This window comes from Nonomuraea sp. NPDC049624, from assembly GCF_040675255.1.
Taxonomy (GTDB): Bacteria; Actinomycetota; Actinomycetes; order Streptosporangiales; family Streptosporangiaceae; genus Nonomuraea.
The window spans coordinates 177003-197018 of the sequence record NZ_JBFAOR010000004.1 but is presented as its reverse complement, the minus strand read 5'-3'; the positions used below and the strand labels follow the sequence as shown (position 1 = coordinate 197018).

Annotated in this window: 19 protein-coding genes; 8 read left to right on the top strand and 11 right to left on the bottom strand. The window is 74.9% G+C overall.

Features of this window, described 5'->3' with window-relative positions:
* Positions 1–56 precede the first annotated feature (56 nt).
* Positions 57–1313: a Scr1 family TA system antitoxin-like transcriptional regulator gene (locus AB0J76_RS17315; protein WP_352328332.1), complete on the bottom strand. Its 1257-nt coding sequence runs from the start codon at positions 1311–1313 to the stop codon at positions 57–59.
* Between the two features lie 222 nt (positions 1314–1535).
* On the opposite strand from AB0J76_RS17315, the gene AB0J76_RS17310 reads away from it, so the two are divergent.
* The 5 genes from AB0J76_RS17310 to AB0J76_RS17290 all read left to right on the top strand — a co-directional run bounded on the left by AB0J76_RS17310 (position 1536) and on the right by AB0J76_RS17290 (position 6806).
* Complete coding sequence (locus tag AB0J76_RS17310; protein ID WP_352328331.1) at positions 1536–2291, top strand: hypothetical protein; 756 nt, start codon at positions 1536–1538, stop codon at positions 2289–2291.
* A 477-nt stretch (positions 2292–2768) separates the two neighbouring features.
* A complete protein-coding gene (locus tag AB0J76_RS17305) occupies positions 2769–2969 on the top strand; it encodes a hypothetical protein (protein ID WP_352330772.1) in 201 nt (66 codons plus the stop codon).
* 37 nt (positions 2970–3006) lie between these two features.
* Complete coding sequence (locus tag AB0J76_RS17300; protein ID WP_352330774.1) at positions 3007–3747, top strand: hypothetical protein; 741 nt, start codon at positions 3007–3009, stop codon at positions 3745–3747.
* Positions 3744–4928: an FAD-dependent oxidoreductase gene (locus tag AB0J76_RS17295; protein ID WP_352330776.1), complete on the top strand. Its 1185-nt coding sequence runs from the start codon at positions 3744–3746 to the stop codon at positions 4926–4928. The genes AB0J76_RS17300 and AB0J76_RS17295 overlap by 4 nt, the downstream gene beginning before the upstream one ends.
* Before the next feature lie 27 nt (positions 4929–4955).
* Positions 4956–6806, top strand: a complete 1851-nt coding sequence (locus AB0J76_RS17290; RefSeq protein WP_364389885.1) for a hypothetical protein — start codon at positions 4956–4958, stop codon at positions 6804–6806.
* 31 nt (positions 6807–6837) lie between these two features.
* On the opposite strand, the gene AB0J76_RS17285 is transcribed toward AB0J76_RS17290, so the two are convergent.
* On the bottom strand, positions 6838–8760 hold the full coding sequence (locus AB0J76_RS17285) for a Xaa-Pro dipeptidyl-peptidase (protein ID WP_352322759.1): 1923 nt from the start codon (positions 8758–8760) through the stop codon (positions 6838–6840).
* A 76-nt stretch (positions 8761–8836) separates the two neighbouring features.
* Here AB0J76_RS17285 and AB0J76_RS17280 point away from each other — a divergent pair, with 76 nt between their 5' ends.
* Both AB0J76_RS17280 and AB0J76_RS17275 read left to right on the top strand, forming a co-directional pair.
* A complete protein-coding gene (locus tag AB0J76_RS17280) occupies positions 8837–9826 on the top strand; it encodes an ADP-ribosylglycohydrolase family protein (RefSeq protein ID WP_352322758.1) in 990 nt (329 codons plus the stop codon).
* A 31-nt stretch (positions 9827–9857) separates the two neighbouring features.
* Positions 9858–10517, top strand: coding sequence for a FadR/GntR family transcriptional regulator (locus tag AB0J76_RS17275; protein WP_352322757.1), 660 nt, complete (start codon positions 9858–9860; stop codon positions 10515–10517).
* 13 nt (positions 10518–10530) lie between these two features.
* Here the strand turns inward: AB0J76_RS17275 and AB0J76_RS17270 are convergent, their stop codons facing one another.
* From AB0J76_RS17270 to AB0J76_RS17230, 9 genes are all read right to left on the bottom strand, one after another.
* Positions 10531–11880 carry an NADH-quinone oxidoreductase subunit N gene (locus tag AB0J76_RS17270; protein WP_352322756.1) on the bottom strand — a complete coding sequence of 450 codons (1350 nt, stop codon included), beginning with the start codon at positions 11878–11880 and terminating at the stop codon, positions 10531–10533.
* A complete protein-coding gene (locus AB0J76_RS17265) occupies positions 11877–13340 on the bottom strand; it encodes an NADH-quinone oxidoreductase subunit M (RefSeq protein WP_352322755.1) in 1464 nt (487 codons plus the stop codon). The genes AB0J76_RS17270 and AB0J76_RS17265 overlap by 4 nt, the downstream gene beginning before the upstream one ends.
* 3 nt (positions 13341–13343) lie before the next feature.
* Positions 13344–15233, bottom strand: a complete 1890-nt coding sequence (locus tag AB0J76_RS17260; RefSeq protein ID WP_352322754.1) for a proton-conducting transporter membrane subunit — start codon at positions 15231–15233, stop codon at positions 13344–13346.
* On the bottom strand, positions 15230–15535 hold the full coding sequence (nuoK, locus tag AB0J76_RS17255; protein ID WP_352322753.1) for an NADH-quinone oxidoreductase subunit NuoK: 306 nt from the start codon (positions 15533–15535) through the stop codon (positions 15230–15232). The genes AB0J76_RS17260 and nuoK overlap by 4 nt, the downstream gene beginning before the upstream one ends.
* Entirely contained in the window at positions 15532–16029 is a 498-nt protein-coding gene (locus tag AB0J76_RS17250; protein WP_352322752.1) for an NADH-quinone oxidoreductase subunit J, read from the bottom strand. Before AB0J76_RS17250 ends, nuoK begins: the two co-directional genes overlap by 4 nt.
* On the bottom strand, positions 16026–16934 hold the full coding sequence (locus AB0J76_RS17245) for an NADH-quinone oxidoreductase subunit H (RefSeq protein ID WP_352322751.1): 909 nt from the start codon (positions 16932–16934) through the stop codon (positions 16026–16028). The genes AB0J76_RS17250 and AB0J76_RS17245 overlap by 4 nt, the downstream gene beginning before the upstream one ends.
* Before the next feature lie 4 nt (positions 16935–16938).
* A complete protein-coding gene (locus tag AB0J76_RS17240) occupies positions 16939–17997 on the bottom strand; it encodes a hypothetical protein (RefSeq protein ID WP_352322750.1) in 1059 nt (352 codons plus the stop codon).
* Entirely contained in the window at positions 17988–18326 is a 339-nt protein-coding gene (locus tag AB0J76_RS17235; protein ID WP_352322749.1) for an NADH-quinone oxidoreductase subunit A, read from the bottom strand. Before AB0J76_RS17235 ends, AB0J76_RS17240 begins: the two co-directional genes overlap by 10 nt.
* A gap of 263 nt (positions 18327–18589) precedes the next feature.
* A complete protein-coding gene (locus AB0J76_RS17230) occupies positions 18590–19537 on the bottom strand; it encodes a hypothetical protein (protein WP_352322748.1) in 948 nt (315 codons plus the stop codon).
* Between the two features lie 177 nt (positions 19538–19714).
* On the opposite strand from AB0J76_RS17230, the gene AB0J76_RS17225 reads away from it, so the two are divergent.
* Complete coding sequence (locus AB0J76_RS17225) at positions 19715–19957, top strand: hypothetical protein (protein ID WP_352322747.1); 243 nt, start codon at positions 19715–19717, stop codon at positions 19955–19957.
* Positions 19958–20016 lie beyond the last annotated feature (59 nt).

Genomic DNA, 20016 nt, shown 5'->3' with positions numbered 1-20016 from the left:
GGAAAAGCATGAATTCTGCGGAAATACGCCTTACCTGAATGGCCGCCGGCCGGAGATCATTTCCCTGTCGAGCGTGACAGGCGGTCGCGGTGGGACTCCAGCACCTCGTACGTCTCCTCGCGGGTGGTGGTCGTCACCGACAACTTCGTGAACGCCTGGTGGTAGGTCTCGACCGCGGCGGCGTCGGTGATCAGCTCGTCGGCCTCGACGCCGTGGGCGCAGGCGACGTCGGGCTCGAACGCCTCGGCGAAGCGCCACAGCGTGAACGGGCCGGTGCGGGGCACGTACGCCGGGTCGTCGATCGGCACGACGTGCAGCGAGACGTTGGGCCGCTTGGCGTGGTCGAGTAGCAGGTCGAGCTGGCGGAGCTGGGCGTGCGGGCCGACGATCGAGCGCAGCAGCACGGCCTCGTCGATCACCGCCCACAACACCGTGTCGCCGGCCCCGGCCAGCGCCTCCTGGCGGGCCATGACCAGCGCCAGGGCCTCCTCCACCGACGACTGCCCGAGCGTGGCCGGCCCGGCCACGGTGATCGCGGCCCGCGCGTAGTCCTCGGTCTGCAACATCGGCGGGACGAACTGGGGATGGTAGGTGCGGATCACCGTGGCCCGCTGCTCCAGCGCGTAGGCCGTGGCCAGCCAGACGGGCACCGACTGGGCGTCGTACCAGGCGGCCTCGCGCTCGCCCCTGGCCAGCGAGAGCACGTACTCGCGGACCGGCGGGGCGGTGACGCCGTAGAGGCCGAGCAGGCGCTCGACCGTGATCGGCGTGGGCGCGAGGCGGCCCTCCTCGATCGCGGGGATCGCGGCGGCGCCCTTGCCGAGCGAGCCCTCGACCTGCTCGACCGAGAGCCGCACGCCCATGCGCAGGCCGTGCAGCCGCTTGCCGAGCGCGCGGCGCTGTGAGTCGTTGAGCGGCGTGGCGGCCTCGGGGATCTCGGCGGCCGGCTCCGGCTCGCCCGGCAGCCCCTCGGCCCGGCGCGCCAGCTCGACCACGCCGCGCAGGACGGCCAGCGACCCCTCCGACAACCCGGAGGCCGACAGGCCGATCGCGGCCGCCCGCAGTTGCAGGTCTTCGACCGCGCCGGACTCGTAGTGCTCGTCGCCCACCAGCCAGCCCACGCTCACCTGGAGGCAGGCGGCCAGCGCCCGCAGCACCTGGAGGGTGGGGTTGGTCTGCTTGCCGGTGCGCAGCTGGCTGACGTAGGCGCGCGTGATGGGTATGCCCGCCTCGGTGAGGGCGGAGGCGACCTGGGCGCCCGTGAAGCCGCGCTTGGTCAGCGCGAGATCGAGCCGTTCGGCGAAGTTCGCCACGGCGCACCTCCTACCGCCCGTGAACTTTTCCCAGCCTAAGGTACGAGACCCCCACTGTCCCCTGCCACGCGAGCCAGCTCTGCCCGGCGGGTAGGTATCAACATATTCGCAAAGTGTGAGTTGACATAGGGCCTCTTTCCAGCACAGTATCGGAGCGCGTGGTAACTGTGGCTTAACAGCTCGGACGATTCGCGAGAGTCTCCGGCAAGGAGGTGGCCGGACGTGACCATGGACTCCCTCGACGGCTCACGCTTCCTGGAGGATCCGGTCTCCCGGGGGCAGCAGCAGGTCGTCCGGCGCATCTGCGCGCGGGTCGCCGGCCCGCTGACGAGCCGCGACGTCCAGGTCGCCGAGCTGCCGCTGGGCGGGGTCGAGATCTGGCTGGACAGCCCGCGGCACCGCTGGCGCCTGCATCACCGCATGGCCCGCGAGCTGCGACTGGCCGGCTGGCACACCGAACCCGGCCCCGACCGGCTGCTGCTGCTCGGCTGGAGCGCGGTCTGCCTGGGCCACCGCGCCAGGATGCTGGGCGCGGCCCTGTCCGGCCGGCTGGCCCACTTCGACCGCACGTCGTTCGCGGCCGTCATGATCGCCACCCGGCTGCGGCACGAAGGGATGCCCGCCGCCGAGCTGCCCGCCGCGGTGGTCGAGCGCTGCCGCGACGCGCTGCGCTGGCCCGTCCGGCTGGCCGACCTCGACGGGCTCGAACGCCGGTCGTCGCTGGAACCCATCAGGCTCAGGCTGGCCCAGGTGGCCGGGCTGGAGTCGAAGGTGAGCCGGCGCTGCGCTGAGCACCTCGCGCTGGCCGCCAGGGTCGCGCGCACGGTGGCCGGCACCGCGCCGCCCGCCCGCTCGCGCGCCGGCGGGCCGCGTGCGGGGCTGACCGAGCGCATGGTCTGCGTCAGCGTGCCCAACAGCGTGTCCGACAGCGTGTCCGACAGGGCCGCCACCGCGCTCGACCCGGAGACGGCGCGATGACGCCGCTCCCCCTCCCCCGCCGGGCCTGGCCGCCCGCCGGCCCGCCCGCACCGCCCGCGCCGCGCGCGGCCGTGCCGGCGGCCCTCATGCGGCCGGCTCCGGCGCTACCCCATCCCTCCGGCACCGTGCGTCACGTGCCCGACAAAGTCGGCACGGTGCTGTCGGCCGGCGCGGTAGCGGCTGGCGTGCCGGCCAAACCAAGGGGTAGTGCCTGGGGCCGGCTTTCCTCGCGGCCGTCCGCCCGTGATCGGGCGACGGCCTCCCCGGCCGGGGAGGCGGGCCCGCCCGGCTCCCCGGCCGGCGCCACCGGCACGGCGGCGACGCCGGGCGCGACGATCGGCGTGACGGGCGCCACGGCTCTGATCGACCGCCCCCTCAGGGGGCCGGCGCCCGCGCGGGCCCCCGTGCCGGTGGCCACGACGTCCGCGGGCCGCGCCCGGCCCGCGTCCCCCGGATCCGCGACCGACAGGAGTGATCATGCTTACCGACGAGGTGTCCAGGCGGCAGCCGCACGAGGTGCACGCCCGGGGCGCACGACCCCAGCCCGCCGAGCCGAGGAGCGAGGGCCGGGACGAGCCGCCGCGGGCCGAGGCCCCGCCGCGCACCGTCCACCGGCTGCGCCGGATCCGGCAGGTGTCCGTGCAGGCGATCGGCGAGATCGACCAGGCGCTGGCCTGACCGTCATGCGGACGGTCCCCGACCCGGAAGGTACGAGATGAGCCGCGGCAGGGTGGGCGTGATCGTCGCCCCCGCCAATCCCTCGGCGGAGCCCGAGCTGACCCGCCTGCTCGGCTCGCGTGCCGACATGCACGTCACCCGCTTCCCCGTGCACCGGGGAGTGTCGCTCGCCGAACGGCTGGAGAGCTACAACGAGGCCCTGCCCGGCATGGTCTGCGCGTTCGACGGCCTGCCGCTCGACGCCCTGGTCATGGCCTGCAGCGAGTCCCGCTACCTGCTGGGCCCCGACGACGACGCCGACCAGTGCGCGCGGCTGTCGGCCTCGACCGGCGTGCCGTTCGCCTCCTCCACGCAGGCCACCAGGGAGGCGGTGGAACACGCCGGCGTGAGCGACATCGTGCTGGTCTCGCCGTACCAGCCGTGGCTGACCGAGCTGGCCGAGCGTTTCTGGAAGACGGCGGGGCTCAACGTCACGCAGGTCGTGCAGGTGCGGGCGGCCAAGGGCGGCTACTCCTCCTACGCGGTCACCCCGGCCGAGCTGATCACCCAGGTCGAGCGGGCCGAGGTGCCCGGCGACGCGGTGCTGCTGTTCACCGGCACCGGCATGGCCACGCTGCCCGTGCTCGGGCCGCTCAGCGCCGGCAACGACCGCATGCTGCTCACGTCCAACCTCTGCACCGCCTGGTGGGCCCTGTCGCGGGCCATCGGCGAGCACGTCACGCTCAGCCGCGTGCCCTACCGCCGCCAGATGGCGGAGCAGGGGAGGCGCCCCGCATGAACGGCGTGATCGTCGTCGGGGCCGGCCCGGCGGGGCTGACCGCGGCACTCTCGCTGGCCAGGGCCGGGATCCCGGTCACCGTGCTGGAGCGGGAGAACGAGCTCGCCGGGCAGGCGCGGGCCTGCACCTTCCATCCGGCCACGCTCGACCTGCTCGACGAGCTGGGCGTGGCCTCGCAACTCGTCGCCAAGGGCCGCGTGGTCGACCGGGTGCAGTGGCGCGACCGGTCAGGGATCGTGCTGGCCGAGATGGGCATGAACCGGCTCAACGGCCTGACCAAGCACCCGTTCAGGGTCCACGCCGACCAGGCCGCGCTCACCCCGCTGCTGCTGGCGGCCCTGCACGCCTACCCCGACGTCGACGTGCGCTTCGGCACCCGCGTCGACGGCGTCTCCGAGGGCGGCACCGGCATCCGGGTCCGCGTCGGCCAGACCTGGACGCGGGCCCGGTACATGATCGCCGCTGACGGCGGCCACAGCACGGTGCGCGGCTCGCTGGGGCTGCCCTTCCCGAGGTCGGCCTACCCGACGCAGGCGCTGCGGGTGTTCACCGACTCGCCGCTCGACCGGCTGCTGCCCAGCCTGGCGCCGCTCACCTACGTCCGCGACGTGCAGCAGTCGTGCACGCTGCTCGCGCTGCCCGACCACTGGCGGATCATCTTCAGGATCCCCTGCGACGCCACCGAGCCGCTGTCCTCGCCCAACGTCTCGATGCTGGTCCGCCGCGCCCTGCCGGGGGCGAGCGGGCCCATCCACGTGACCGGGGCCGACCAGTTCGGGCTGTCCAGGGGCGTGCTGACGTCCTACCGCTGCGGGCGGGTGCTGTTCGTCGGCGACGCCGCGCACCTGACGTCCACGGTCGGCGGCCTGAACATGAACGCCGGCATCCACGACGCCGTCGAGGTCGGCCAGGTGATCGCGGCCGTGCTCGGCGGTTTCGCGCCGCCCACCGCGCTGGAGGCGTGGGCGTGGCGGCGGCGGGCCGTGCTGCTGCAGCGGGTGATGCCGCGCGGCGAGACGCGGCCGGCCGGCGTGCGCGAGCGCGACAGCGCCCGGCTGGCCGCGGCGATGGCCGGGCTGCGGGCCATCGCCGGCGATCCGGAGGCCACGCGGGCCTATCTCGCGCAGGCCTCGCTGCTCGACACCGTTCCCGGCTCCGCCGGTGGGGCCCAGCCCGTCTGAGACACCGCTGAGGAGGTGCGACACCGCATGTGGCGAACGCTCTCGGACGAAGCGCGCCAGGCCATCCGCGAGCTGTGCGACACGCACGGCTCCCGCCTCTACGACTACTGCCGCACCGAGCTGGCCGCGGGCGACGCCGAGCAGGCGGCCGCCGGCGCGCTGGTGTCCGCCCACCTCTACGCGGACCGGCTGCGCGACCCCGCCCTGCACCAGCCCTGGCTCTACGCCCTGGCCCGCGCCCACCGCGCGTTCGTGGCCAAGCCGGCCAGCATCGGCTCCTGGTCGCGTCCGGGGCGGATGTCGGAGCTGCTGCCCGAGGCGCTGCTGTCCCTCGACCGCCCGCTGCGCGAGCTGCTGGACCTGTCCCTGCGCCACGGCCTGTCCGACGCCGAGCTGGCCACCGTCTTCAGCCTGAACCAGGACGAGGTCAGCGCCGTGGTGGCGCGGGCGGCCGACGCGCTGGAGGGCTGGTTCGCCGCGATCATCGCCGCGCGCGGCCGTACCGGATGTCCTGATCTGACCACGCGGGTGGCGGCCTGGGTCACCTCGCCGGGCCGCCGGGCCCGCGCCCGGATCAGCCGGCACATCCAGGGCTGCGCCGCCTGCCGGGCCGCGCCCCGCACCATGTCGGCCGCCACGCTGCTGCGCCGGCTGCCGATCGCGGAGCTGCCCGGCACACTGACCAACCGGCTCGCCTCGGCGCAGCCGCTGCCCGGAGAGGGACCCCTCTGGCGGGCGGACGGCTTCCCCGTGCTGGCACGCACCCTGGTGGAGCCGTTCGCGGCCCCGCCGGGCGTGGGGGCGACGTCGATGCCCCCGGTCGCCGACCCCACGACGGCGACACCGGGAAACCCCTGGTCGGCGGCGGGCGCGGCCGCCGCCGACCAGGAGCCCCCGGGGCGGGCGGCACGCGGGCGGCACCCGTTCACGCCGACGAGCCGCGCCCGGCCCTTCCGCGGCGGCTCCCCGGGCGACAAGCTCGTCTACGACAACCGCGCAGAAGGCGGCCTCAGCGGCACCGTGGTCGGCGGCCCGGTGGGTGGCCCGGTCGGCGGCCCGGTGAACAGCCCGGTGACCGGCCCGTTGAGCGCGCCGATCGGCGGCGGTGAGGCCGGTGGCGGTGACGGCGCCGCCGCCCCGCCCGGCGCGATGATCATCCGGTACGGCGGCATCGGCTGGAACGGCGAGCCGGGCGGACTCGACCGGCTCGACGGCGAGGCGCCCTGGCAGGAGTTCTGGCGGGAGCAGCCGGAGGAGCCCGAGGAGGAGAGCGAGGCCCCGATCCGCACGGTGGCCAGGCTGGGCCTGCTGCTGGGCGTCGGGCTGCTGGTGGTGGGCCTGGTGTGGGCCGTGCTGAACGCGCGCGCGCATCCCGCGGTGGTCACCAGGGCGGCGGCGCAGGCGGCCGTCCCGGCCGAGACGCCGACGCGCTGGACGGCCGCGATCGGCCCGGCCGCCGGGTCCGCGCTGTCGTCCCTGGACCGGAAGGCCGACCTGCCGAAACCGGCGGCGCCCACGGCCCGGGTGTCGCCCCGGTCGGCGTGGCTGGGGTCCGGGCGGGCCGGGGCGTTCTCGCTGGCCTGCACCGCGACGTGCCGGGTCGTCTCGGCCACCGGCACGCGCGGCATCGTCGTCGACGGCACGACCTTCCGCGTCCTCGACCCGCGTTCGCGGCCCGGTTGCCCGGGAGGGCCCGACGTGCGGCGCGGCCGGATCACCATCGTCTGGACGGGCCGCGCCACCGGCGACGGCCTGCGCACCGGCGGCACGGCGACCGCCGGCGGCACGCTCACCCTGAAGGTGGCCTGGACGGTCGCCAGGGACAAGGGCGTGCGGCGGCTCGACGCCGGCGGCGTCCGCTGGAGCAACTGCCGATGAGGCCCCGGACCGGCCGGGGCCCCACGCGCGGCTAGAAGAACCGGAACCCGGGCTCGGGCTCGGGCAGGTCGAGCTGTCGCGGCCCTCTGAACGTGGCGCTGTCCTCGGGCACGTCGGCCAGCGGCGTCCCGAGCACGAACGGCACGGACACGCTGCTGCGGGTCAGGTCGACGGTGACGGTCGCGCCGGTGCCCTCCTCACTGGTGTAGGTGGTGTCGGTCCCGGCCAGCACCAGGCCGATCCGGTGGCCCTTCCTGAAGGTGTAGTCCTGCGGCAGCGTCTGCCACCTGACCGTCCCGTACGTGCCGACGGGCAGCGGCTGGGGCCGGCTGAGCGAGTCGCGGTTCTGGACGTCGATCCAGCCGCGGGCGACGATCTCCAGCGGCCGGGTGGCCACGTTCGTGGTGACCTTCTTGTAGCAGGCGTCGTCGGCCGCGGTGCTCTCGCCGTGGCAGTCCTCCTCGGTGAGCGTGGTGACGCCCTGGCCGCGCCGCCAGTCGACGCGGGTGTCCTCTCCGAAGTCGACGAGCAGGGCGGTCAGGTTGGCGGTGGGCTTGTCGAGCTTGACCCGCAGGTCGGCGGTGGGGGTGCCGGACAGGCGCAGGTCGAGCGGGAGCGCGCCGGTGGTGAAGGCGGCGCGGCCCGGCTTGGCCGCGCCGACGTCGGCCACCATCTCGGTCTCGCTCAGCGCGAGGTCGGTGAAGGTGGCGGTGCTGTTTCCGCGGGCCTTGAGCAGGCCGAGCGAGCCGTCGGCGGCGGGCCGCAGCACGGCCTTGAGCGCGTACGGGGCCGGCCAGTCGCGCTGGGTGGTCCACTGCGCCGGGCCGAGCTGCACGTCGGCGCGGGGCTCGTTGGTGATCCCGTTGCGGACGCCGTGCAGCCAATGGTCGAACCAGCGGTGCAGGGTGTCCACCCACAGGTCCCTGCGGCCCTCGAAGTCGAACGGGTCCACGTGCTGGTACTGGCCGACCCAGATCTTGCGCGGCACGTTCCGCTGGGCCAGGGCCTGCCACCAGGCGGAGAAGTTGTCCGGCCGGACGTTGAGGTCGTTGACCGTGTGCACGACGAAGACGCTGGCCCTGACCTTCGAGACGTCGCCGAGCAGGCCCTTGAGGTAGTCGCGTTCGTTCCAGAAGGCGTTGTAGTCGCCGGTGTCGTCGCCGTCCTCGGCGTCCATGCGGTCGCGGACGGCCTGGCACTTGGCCTCGGGGTCGGTGTCGACGTAGTTGGTCAGCCAGGAGGCGTAGTCATAGTTGTAGACCACGCCGTTCGAGCGCTGGTACTTGTACCAGGAGCTGATGGCCGAGATGGGGACGATCGTCTTCAGGCCCTCGACGCCGGTGGCGGCCACGGCGTTGGCCAGCGTGCCGTCGTAGGACTTGCCGATCATGGCGGCGTCGCCGGTGGTCCAGTCGGCCACGGCGGGGGTGCCGTCGGCCCTGACCGCCTTGGCGCGGCCGTTCAGCCAGTCGATGACCGCCTTGCCGCCCAGCACGTCGGCCTTGCCGCCCATGTCGGGGCAGCCGTCGGACCTGGTGGTGCCGAGCATGTCCACGTTGAGCACGGCGTAGCCGCGCGGGACGAAGTAGTTGTCATAGAACAAGGGGAATTTCGTGACATTTCCGGAGGCGTCGTACTGCTTGCGCTCCCCCTCGTTCCCGCGCCCGGAGTTGTCGTAGTACGGACTCTCGTCGATGATCACGGGCACCTTCAGGCCCGGACCGGACTCCTTGGGACGGATGATGTCCACCCTGACCCGGTCGGGCGCGCCGTCGAGGTCGCTGTCCACGGTGGACTCGACGTACACGTGCTCGCGGACGGCGTCGGCGTAGGAGAAGACCGGCTGCGTCCGGCCGTCCTTGACGGTGATCGTGGGTCCGGCAGCGGCCTGTGCCGGGGTCGCGATCGCCAGGGTGAGGGCGACCGCGAAGAGGGCCGGGCGTAATTGTGGCACGCGTGACCTCCGTGACAAGCGTCGTAATTTCTCCCGCAATCTCTCACTCGCCCAGAAAGCTGACAAGATCCCACCTATGGAGGCACAGGATCGGATCCGGGGCTGCCTGCTCGGCGGCGCGATCGGCGACGCCCTCGGGGCGCCCATCGAGTTCGAGTCGTTGCGGGAGATCCGCCGGCAGCACGGCCAGGACGGCGTCACCGGCTATGTCACCACCTGGCGGGGCAGGCGCGCGCTCGTGACCGACGACACCCAGATGACCCTGTTCACCGTCGAGGCGCTGATCCGCGACCGCACGCCCGGCGAGGTGCGGCAGGCGTACCTGCGCTGGCTCGACACCCAGGAGCACCAGGCCCCGCCGCCCGCCGACCGGCCGCACCGGACCGGCACCCTGCGCGAGGAGGGCTGGCTGTACTCCCGGCGGGCCCCGGGCAACGCCTGCCTGTCCGGGCTGCGGCAACCCTTCCCCGGACCGTCGCCGTCCGGCGCGCCCGGCCCGGTGAACCCCGGCTCCAAGGGCTGCGGCACCGTCATGCGCTCGGCGCCGTTCGGGCTGCTCGCGCCGTACGACGCGGACGCCGCGTTCGAGCTGGCGGTGGTCTGCGCGCAGATCACCCACGGCCACCCGACCGGCTACCTGGCCGCGGGCGCGTTCGCCGCGATCGTCGCCCGGGTGATGGCCGGCGAGCCCCTGGAGGCCGCCGTCGGCCACGCCCTCGGCCTGCTCGGCGGCCGTCCGGGGCACGAGGAGACGTCCCTCGCCCTGCGCGCGGCGCTCGACCTGGCCGCCTCAGGCCCGCCCTCCGCCGAGCGGGTCGAGACGCTGGGCGGCGCGTGGGTGGCCGAGGAGGCGCTGGCCATCGGCGTCTACTGCGCCCTGGCCGAGCCCTCGCCCGAGCGGGCGCTGCTGCTGTCGGTCAACCACTCGGGCGACAGCGACTCGACCGGCTCGGTCTGCGGCAACCTGGTGGGCGCGCTGCGCGGCGCGGACGCGCTGCCGGCCGCCTGGGTGACACCGCTGGAGGGCCGCGAGACGATCGAGCGCCTGGCCGCCGCGCTCCTCTAGGCTGGAGGCTCACCGGGACGGAAGAGATCGCATGCGAAACGTCGCGCGGACCTCGCTCGTCGATGCCGCCATCGAGGAGCTCCGCAGGGAGATCACCAGTGGGGTGTGGCCGGTCGGGACGAAGATCCCGTCCGAGAGCCGGCTCGCCGAGAGCCTCGGCATGAGCCGGTTGTCGGTGCGCGAGGCGGTGCGGGTGCTGGCCCACGCCGGCCTGCTGCAGACCAGGCAGGGCGACGGCACGTACGTCACCGCCACCGACGAGTCGCAGGTGGCGCTGCGCCGGCGGCTCGACCGGGCGGCCGCGATGGACATCATCGACGTGCGCCGCGGGCTCGACCTGGTGGCCGCCCGGCTGGCGGCGGTCAAGCGCACCGGCGACGACGTGGCCGCGATGCGCGAGGCGCTGGCCCGCCGCGGGTCGGCCGCGGGCGCGGGCGACCTCGACGGGTTCGCCGACGCCGACGCCGACTTCCACCTGCTGGTGGCCGACGCCGCGCACAACCCGCTGCTGGCCGACCTCTACCGCAGCATGCGCGACGCGCTGCGCGACAGCGTCCGGGACCAGGAGCAGGCCGCGCTGGCGCCCGACCCGTCGCACGACGACCTGCTGGCGGCGATCGAGGCGGGCGACGCGGCCAGGGCGGTCGAGGTCTCGGTCGCCATCCTCGACGCCCAGGAACGCGAGCTGTGACCCGCGCGCCGGGTCAGCGGGCGATCAGCACGGCGAGCCCGGCGGCCGGGCCGAGCAGGATCGAGGCGGCGGCGCACACCTGCGCGACCGGGCTCGATCCGGCGGGGTGCGCCGGGCCGTCCGCGGCGAAGACCGGGCGGATCCAGCGCAGGTAGTAGAACAGGCTCGCGACGGTGTTGGCGGCGGCGACCACCGCGAGCCAGGCGTACCCGCCGTCCCAGGCGGCCGCGAACATCAGCAGCTTCCCGGCGAAGACCGCGGTCGGCGGCGTCCCTACCAGGCCGAGCAGGCACACCACCAGCGCGAACGCCGTCCAGGGCGAGCGGCGGCCGAGCCCGGCGTAGTCGGCCAGCCGTTCGGCCCCGGTGGCGACCACGACGGCGAACGGCCCCAGGTTGGTGACCGCGTAGGCGGCCAGGTAGACCAGCAGGGCGGGCGCGGCCAGGGCGGTGCGTCCGGCCACCGCGACCGGGACCAGCAGGTAACCGGCCTGGCTGACCGTCGAGTACGCCAGCAACCGCCGCACGTTCTCCTGCTGGAAGGCGGCCAGGTTGCCCAGCGTCATCGTCACGGCGGCCAGGACCGCGAGCAGCGCGGGCTCGTCCAGCACCGTCGTCGCCAGCCGGTACAGCGCCACCAGCGCCCCGATCTTGGGCACCGTGGTCACGAACGCGGCCACCGGCGCCGACGTGCCCTCGGTGACGTCGGGCACCCAGAAGTGCGCGGGCGCTCCGCCGGCCTTGAACAGCGGCCCGGCCAGCAGCAGCACCGCGCCCACGGCCGGGGCCCGCGCGGCGGGGTAGGCGGTGGCGCCGGACCAGCCGTACACGACGGTGGCCCCGGCCAGCATGAGCACGCCGAGGAAGGCGCCCAGCAGGTAGTACTTGAGCGCCGCCTCGGTGCCGGACGCGTCCTTGGCGAACCCCGCCAGCGCGTACGCCGGAACGCTCGCCAGCAGGTACGCCGCCACCAGCACGAGCAGGTCGTCCGCCCCCGCCATGAGGACGGACCCCAGCGCCGCCAGCACCATCAGGACGTACAGCTCGCTCTCCCTGCCGTCCCCCCTGACCCGGCCGGTCGCCAGCCACACGGCCAGCAGGGTGGCCAGGCAGACGATCAACCGGGCGGCTCCGGTCGGCGGATCGACGGCGTAGGCGTCGAAGGCCACGACGGCGGGGCGCGGCAGGGCGGCGGCGCTCGCCGCGGCGGCCCCGGCCAGCGCCGCCATGCACACCCAGGCGGCGACGCGCTGCCGCCCGCGGGCCACGAACAGCCCCGCGAGCAGCGCCGTCACCGCGCCCAGCAGCATCAGCACCTCGGGCAGCATCGCGGTCACCGCCGCGCCGCCGTGCGGTGCGCTCATCGGCCCGCCAGGGCGACGACGGCACGCGCGGCGGGCTCGATCAGGTCCAGCAGCGGACGCGGCGCCAGGCCGATGACCAGGGACAGGACGAGCAGCGGGGCGATCGCGCCCAGCTCGCGCGGCCGCACGTCGGTGACCCGCGGCGTCAGCTCGCCCGGCTCGCCGAGGAACGCGCGTTGCAGCGCCCGCAGGAACAGCGCCGCGGTGACCAGGATGCCGGTCACGGAGAGCGCGCCCGCGACCACGGCCCCCGAGCCGATCACCCCGGTGAAGATCTGGAACTCGGCGATGAACCCGGACAGTCCGGGCAGCCCGAGCGAGGCGAACACCGCCACCGCCGTCAGCCAGGCCAGCACGGGCGCCCGTCCCGCGATGCCGCCGTAGCGGCCGAGCGCGTAGCCGCCCGCGCGGTCCCACAGCACGCCGGTGATCAGGAACAGCGCGCCGGTGACCAGGCCGTGGCTGACCATCTGGGTGACCGCGCCGCTGACCGCCAGCTCCTTGGCCCGCGCCGGCCCGCCGGCCAGCCCGGCGGCGCCCAGGGCGAGCACGACGTAGCCCATGTGGTTGACCGAGGTGTAGGCGACGAGCCGTTTGAGGTTCTCCTGGGCGAGCGCCACCAGGGCGCCGTACAGGACGCTGACCAGGCCGATCACGATGACCAGCCAGGCGTAGGCGCGCCACGGGCCGGGCAGCAGCGGCACGGCGATGCGGGCCAGCCCGTACGCGCCCATCTTGAGCAGCACCCCGGCGAGGATGGCCGACCCGGCGGCCGGGGCGTCGGTGTGCGCGGGCGGCAGCCAGGTGTGCACGGGCACGACCGGCGTCTTGACCCCCAGGCCGATCCCGATCGCGAGCAGCACGGCCGCGCCCGCGTCCGGCGGGCGGCGGGTGAGGTCGGCCAGGTCGAACGTGTGCGGGTCGGCGGCCAGGTAGAGGCCGATGAAGCCGAGCAGCAGCGCCAGCGAGCCCAGGAAGGTGTAGAGGAAGAACGTCAGCGCGGACCTGGCCCGGTCGCCGTGCCCCCAGCCGACGATCACGAAGTACATGCCGACGATCGACAGGTCGAAGAAGACGAAGAACAGCAGCAGGTCGAGTGCCGCGAACAGCCCGGTGGAGACGGTCTGCAGGAACAGGAACAGCGCCGCGTGCGCCTTCGGCCTGGTGGGCTCGCCCAGCGAGTGCACGGCGCAGAGCAGGAACAGCACCGCGGTCATGGCGATCAGCGGCAGCGACAGGCCGTCCACGCCGACGTGGTAGCCGGCCCCGGCCGTCGGGATCCAGCGCAGCCTGGTCTCGTACGCCAGGCCGCCTCCGTACCCGGCCCACAGGGCGACGACCAGGGCGAGGTCGGCGGCGGACGCGGCCACCCGGATCAGGCCGGCCGCCCGTGCCGTGACGCCCGGCAGGAGGAACAGGGCGGCGGCGGCCAGCGGCAGGAACACGACGACGTCGAGCACGCCTCACCTCACGATCGCGAACACGACGGCCAGCACGACGAGGGCGACGGCGGCCTGAGCGAAGTAGGTGTGGACCTGTCCGGTCTGGGGGCGTCTGGCCAGCCCGCCGAGGCGTCGCACCGCGCCGCCGGCCCGCCGGACGAGCGCGTCGAGCCCCGACTCCAGGGGGCTTCCGGCCAGCCGCGCGGCCCGCAGCCCCGCCCGCGCGACGGCCTCGACCGCGCCCTGCACGACCCGCTCGTCGAACCAGGCCGCCCACCGCGCCGCCCGCAGCAGCGGCCGCCACACCCCGGCCCGCGCCGCCCGCTCCAGCCCCAGCCAGCCCCCGAACACCCCGCGCACGCGCGGAAGCACAGCCGTCCCGGGCGGCGCCGCGATCGCGGCCTTTCCGGGCCGCACCGCGATCATGAGCGTCCCGGGCCGCACCGCGATCGCGGCGGTCACCAGGGCGAGGGCCGGGACTCCGGACAGGGCCAGCTCGCCCGCCGTGAGGCCGGGCGCGCCCGGGTCGCCCACCAGCCGGGACCACCAGCCGTGCACCGCGGGCAGCCCGACGACGCCGAACCCGGCCGCCACCAGGGCGAGCACCGGCAGCGGCAGCAGCTCGGGCCAGGCCACCCGGCCGGTGGCCCGCCGCTCGCTCCCGGCGCCGGTCGCCGCGTCGGCGGGCCGCCAGACCGCGGCCAGCGCCTTCCCCGCGTACAGGGCGGCCGCCAGCCCGGCGGCGAAGGCCACCACGCGCGGTCCGGGTTGCGCGACCCCGCCCAGGACGGCGTCCTTCGTCACCCACAACGACAGCGGCGGCACCCCGGCCAGGGCCGCGGCCCCCACCCCGAACACCACCCCCACCAGCGGGAACCGACGGGCCGCGCCGTGCAGCCCGGGCAGGTCCTTGGTGCCGAGCGCCGCCAGCCAGGCCCCCGCCGCGAGGAACAGCAGGCTCTTGACGGCGGCGTGCGCGACCAGGTGGGCCGTCCCGCCGGAGACCGCCGACTCCCCCGCCGCCAGCACCATGAACCCGACCTGCGCGCAGGTCGAGGCGGCCAGGAGCTGTTTGAGGTCCCGCTGCGCCAGCGCCACCAGGCCGAGCAGCAACGCGGTCACCGCACCCGTCCAGGCCGCCACCGCCGCCGCCCAGCCGGTGGCCGCGAGCAGGGCGTGCAGCCGCAGCAGCAGGTACGCCCCCGCGACCACCATGGTCGCCGCGTGCAGGAACGCCGACACCGGGCTCGGGCCCGCCATCGCCCGCGACAACCAGAACGCGAACGGCCCCTGCGCCGACTTGCCCAGCGCGGCCAGCACGACCCCGCCCGCCACCACGTCCCGCCACGGCGGCGGCAGCCCCGGCAGCCCGGCGAGCGCCAGGCCGCCGCCCGCGGCCAGGGCCGCGCCCGAGGCGACGTACAGGCCCAGGTCGCCGGCCCGGGTGGTGACGAAGGCGACGGCTGCGGACCGTACACGCTCGCGGTCGCGCCACCGGTAGCCGATCAGCGCGTACGACATCGCGCCCATGACCTCCCAGCCCATCAGCAGCAGGACGAGGTCCGTCGCGGTCACCGTGGCCAGCATCGCGGCCAGGAAGATCAGCATCAGCCCGTGGAAGCGCCCCGACCGCTGCTCGGCCGCCGCGAACACCAGCACGGCCAGCCCGACCGCCGCCACGGTGACCACCATGACCGCCGAGAGACCGTCCACGGCCAGCCCTTCGCCGAGGATCAGCCGGGCGGTGGCCGAGGGCCTGGTCGCCGCCGCGTGCCCGGCCAGCGCGAGGGTGAGCGCGGCCGTGGCGACGGACAGGGCGACGGACAGGGCGGGCGCGGCGCGGCGCACGGGGATCAGCAGCGCGCCGGCGGCGGCGGGCAGCGCGGGCAGCAGCCACAGGGACGGGCTCATCCCTTGAGGTCTCCGGCGGCGTCGGTCGTGTCCACGTCGCGGGCGCGGAAGACGGCCGTGGTGACGGCGAAGCCCATCGCCATCTCCAGCGCCATCACGGTGACCGCGACCAGGACGAGGACCTGGCCGTCCGCGGCGGCCGGGGCGACGTGGTACCAGAAGCCGCCGGCAGCCGCGATCACGCCGTTGATCATCAGTTCGAGGCCCATCATGAGCATGACGATCGACTGCTGGGACAGCACGCCGTACAGGCCGACGGCGAACAGGGCGGCGGCCAGCAGCAGGAAGGCCTGGAGCGTCACCGGTCGTACCGTCCCCGGTGGGTGGCCAGCAGCACGGCCGAGATCATCGTCGCCAGGATCGCCACCCCGACGACCATCATGACCAGCATCTTCGGCCCCATCAGGGACAGGCCGAGCGCGTGCGTGGGGTCCGCCGGCGGCCGTCCGCGCCGGCTCGGCGGGCGGACGAGCAGCGCCCCGGCGGCCAGCAGGACGAACACCGCCGCGGCGACGGCCGCCGCGCCCCGCCGGTTGTGCACCATCTTCATCGGCATGAGCCCGGCCGGGTTCATCATGTACATGATCATGAAGACGGCCATGACCAGCATCTCCATGACCATCATGAGGACGACCAGCACCCCCAGGTACTCCAGGTCGATCAGCAGCAGCGTCCCGCCCACGGCCAGCAGCGAGACCAGCAGCGCGAACGTCGCCCGCGCCATCGAGTCCACCGCGAACACCGCCACCCCACCCGCCACCGCGACGACCGCCAGCGCCCAGAACGCCACGTTCACGGCAGCACCGCCAGCGCGACCACGAGCAGTTGCACGAGCGTGGCCGGGATCAGCACCACCCACGCGAACTGCACGAACCGGTCCATCCGCACGACCGGCATACGATGCCCGGCCAGTACCAGCACGGCCAGCACCGCCGCCGTCTTGACCGGCCCCCACACCCAGCCGGGCAGCACGGGCCCCGCCGCGCCGCCGAGGAACAGCGGCACCGCCCCGGCCGCCGCCACGACCAGCAGCGCATGGCGTCCGGCCAGGAAGACCAGCCGGTCGGGGCCGCCCAGCTCGCCCGGCACGCCGCCGCACACGTCCCGCCCGACCGGCTGCCCCATCGGCCCCCAGAACGCCATCGCCACCGCCGAGACGAGATAGACCACGAACGCGACCGGCATCCACGCCACGAACCACCACCCGCGCTGCGCCGCCACGAGGTCGGCGAACCGCAACGATCCCGCCCCCACGCCCGCGGTGATCAGCACGAACATGTGCGGCAGCTCGTATGCCAGGCCCTGGATCAGGAACCGGTAGCCGCCGACCAGCGGCCACACGGCGTTGACCCCCCACCCGACCAGCCACAGAGCCCCCCAGGCGCACACCTCCATGGCGTTGAACCACACCACCCCCGCCCTCAGGTCCAGCACCGGCGCGCCCCCGACCGGCAGGACGACGGCGGCCAGCAGTGCGGCCGCCGGCAACACCACGACCCCGGCCCGGGTGAGCAGGACGTCGGCCCGGTCCGTGCGCCGCCGCTGCTGCACCACCAGCCGGGCCCCCTCCCTGAACGGCGCCACCGCCGCCGCCCGCCACGAGCCGCGGCGGCCCGCGCCGAGCGCCGCGTCGAAGGCCGCCGCCCCCCACGTCAGCACCGCCATCCCCGCGGCCGTCCCCCAGACCGTGCCCGCGACCATCGATTCACCCGTCCCTGGCTGCCGACGGCAACCGGTCGAGGTCCGGATCGAGACCGGCCACAATCAACCGGGCCACGGCGAGCTCGGTCCCGGTCAGCAGGCCGGGCAACAGGGCCAGCACGCCGTCCACCGGGACGTCCCCGCCGTCCTCAGGCCCGGAACGCCCTCCGGTCAGGGCCTCCACGTCGTCGAGCCACCGGCGCGCCCGATCCAGGGTGTCCCCGCGCAGCCGCCGTGGGGCGCCGGGGCCGAGTTCCCCCGTGCCGCGCAACATCCACCGCAGCACCCGTGACCGGCGCACCCGCCGCGTGAATCGGACGCATCGGCGTCTTCCCCGCTCGTCCACGGCGCCCGCGAGCAGGCGGTCGCGCAGGCGCCGGGCGTCCGCCGCGGCGGCGGGCCATCCGGCCACGCCGAGCAGCCTGCCGAGGCCGTCCAGCCGGGCCGCCGCCGTACGCCGCCGGGCTTCCTCCTGGCTCGCGCCCGGTCCGGGCGTCCAGAACGCGTCTTCCGTGCCGTCGGCCGGCAGGGTCCGCACCCGCGCCTCCTGGATGACATCCCCTTGCAGGACGGTCTCCACCACCAGCCCGGCGGGCCAGTCCGCGAGCACGGGACCCAGCGGCACGTGCAGCCGGTCCAGCTTCAGCCCGTCCCGGTCGGCCCCTCGGTCGGCCATGGGCGTGCCGTCCGGGGCGTCCCCGGACGTGCCCGCGGCCAGGACGCCGGCCTCCCGCCACTGGCGGGATTCGTCCCCCAGCACGCGGACGGCGTCGTCCAGCGCGGCCACGACCTCGTCGGCCGGGACGTCCGGCGGCAGTTCCACCAGCGCCCTCGGCACCGGGACCGTCCCCCGGACCTGCCGCACGGCCGCCGCCAGCTCCGCCCCGGGACGCCCGCACACCACCATCACGCTCGCCTCCGCCGCCGACGCCGCCACCGGCCAGCCACGACGGTCCGCCTCCGCCTCTGCCAGCAGCCGCGCGCCCGTCCCGTACGGGCAGGCGACGAGGAGCACCCGGGGGCGCAGCGCCGCCTGCCGCAGCAGCCACCCCCTCAGGCCCACCGGAACGCCCCTTCCCGCCACGCGTACAGGACGCCGACCAGCAGCAGCCCCAGGAACGCGAACATCTCCAGCACCGCCGGCAGCCCCACCTCGGCCACCACGAGGGCCCACGGGTACATGAAGACCATCTCCATATCGAAGGCCAGGAAGACCAGCGTCACGGCGTACCACCGGACGTGGAAGCGGGACACCGCGTGCTCCCGGGGCCGCGCCCCGGACAGGAACGGCTCCACCCGCACGACTCCCCCGGGCGACAGGGCCAGGGAGGCCAGGTACACCGCGGCGACCCCGGCGGCGAGCAGCGCCACGAGCCCCAGCACAGCGCCCACCGCTCTCACCTGCCGCAGAGCCCGAAGATCAGAATCACCTGCCCCTCACGGTAGCAACCGGAATCCGACTTGCCCGCGACCGACATCCCCCCTCACCAGCACGAACGCGGCCGGGCCGGCGACCGGAGGGGTCAGTGCTGGAGGCCGAACCGCCCCCGCCGGACCGCAGCCTCGCCGCCGCCGGACCGCAGCCTCGCCACCCACGCCGGACCGCAGCCTCGCCACCCAGTCGCGGCGCAAGCCGTGCGAACCACACAAGGAGCTCACATGTCGCCGTCGTCCGCCTCCGGGGCGCCGGTCACCGTCGTCATGCCTGACCTGTCCTGGCGGCGCTGACCGCCGATGACGAGGGTCTCCGTCGAGCCGTCCTCGTCGGGAGGGTCGGCGGCGGCGGCGTTCCGGCGCGCGCCGGCCGGTCGTTCCGCTCGTCCCGGTCGTCCCGGTGTGCCGCGAAGGCGAGGCAGGCGGGACGCCAGGAGCGCCACCAGCGCGCCCGCCACCGCCGCGGGCACCAGCAGGTACGCCGGAACCCCGCCGCCCGGCGCCTCTCCGGCCGGAACCCGCGCCGCCGCACTCCCCGCGGCCCCGCCTCCGGCCTCCATCCCGGCCTGCACCTCGGGCTGCGTCCCCGTCGGGCCACCGGCCTGCGTCCCGGTCGGCTCACCGGGCGGCGCCGGTGTGCTCTTGCCCGGGGCGAAGCCCGGAGGCCGGACCGCGCCCCATGGGTCCTTTCCGTCCCCGCCGAACGTCGCCACCTTGTCCGGCGGCACCGGGTCGGCCAGCAGCCGCCCAGGGACCGTGAGCGTCCCCACGGCGTACGGCTCGAACCAGCCCTGGAGGCCCTCCACCCGCCACACCCCGTCCGGCACGGCCACCGACGTCGCGTAGTGTCCGGCCTCGGGCAGCGGGGTGCCGGGGAAGGTGACGCTCCTGCCGTCGGCCCTGGTGAGGCGCAGGCCGACCGGGTCCAGCTCGCCCGCGTACGGATGCGTGCCGTGCTGCAGCACCCAGAACCCCACCGTGTACGTCTTCCCGCCCGCGAACGCCGCCGGCGGCGGATCGAGGTAGGTCACCGCCCATCCCCCACGCGAGGACGCGGACGCCGCCCCCGCCCACCACCCGGACACCACCAGGACGCCCAGCACGGCGGCCGTCAGGGCAGCCACCAGAGCGGCCGGCCTGCCGACCGGTATGACCATGTTTCTCGTCATCACGCACCTCCGACCTCCCTACACCGCCCGGCCCCGCCAGGTTCCGCCCGCGAACCGGCGGAGCAGCCGAACGATTTCCCACCGGACGGTGCGACAATTCCCGGTGCGGCGCGCACAATGGAGTCAGCACGAAGGAATCAGGGCGAGAATTCGGCGAGGAGCGAGGAGGCTTACGCCGTGTCCGCCACCGGAGGCGAATATCTGACCGCGATGCTCGACGTTCTGGTTTACGAGAACGTTCTGGTCGCCTGGCGCCGCGCGCCGGGTGGTTATCTGATCGTCACGCACGAGGGCGAGGAGGTCCGGCTGACCGCGCAGCAGGCCGGGATGTGGGCACAGGGGGCGTTCGCCGTTTATCTGGCGTTGGTGGATCAGCGCCGTATCACGCCCCGCATCCCCGGTGACACCACAACGCAATAACCCGCATCAGAACAAAAACCCATTTTTCCAGATTTGTCGCCACAGCGGCCGTGAAGAAC